1 protein-coding gene is annotated in these 463 nt (G+C 73.4%); it reads left to right on the plus strand.

Annotated elements, in window-relative coordinates; all coding sequences use genetic code 11:
• The coding region (locus KMS84_RS39015; protein WP_256921313.1) for an NPCBM/NEW2 domain-containing protein at positions 1 to 463 on the plus strand (463 nt) is incomplete at both ends.

A 463-nucleotide genomic window follows, 5' to 3' on the forward strand; every position in this document is an offset into this window, starting at 1 on the left:
GCCCACCCCGGCACCCGCACCTCCGCCCGCACCGGCCGTCTACCGGCTGAACGAGCTGTCGTTCGACGTGACCGGCGACGGAACCGGACCCGAGATCCGGCTCCGCGGCAGCAGCTGGGTGTGGCAGCGCTCCGCGTTGTCCATCGCGGGACGGCGTCACGAGCGCGGGGTGACCGTGCACGGCGACTCCTCCGTCACCGTCGACCTCAACCGGCGGTGCACCTCCTACGACGCGGTCGTCGGCGTGGACGATCTGACGATGAAGCTCGGCAAGGTCTCCTTCGCCGTCTACGCCGGGGCGAACCGGCTCTGGTCGTCCGGGGTCGTCGCGGGCGGCGACCCGGCCGTGCCCGTCCATGTGAACCTCGCCGGCCTCACCCGGGTGCGGCTGGTCGTCGAGCCGCGCGGGCCGTTCGGTCCGGTGGCGCTCGCCGACTGGGCGGAGTCCGGGTTCACCTGCTCG

It is taken from the genome of Streptomyces hilarionis (assembly GCF_024539675.1).
In the GTDB taxonomy this organism is placed as follows: Bacteria; Actinomycetota; Actinomycetes; order Streptomycetales; family Streptomycetaceae; genus Streptomyces; species Streptomyces hilarionis.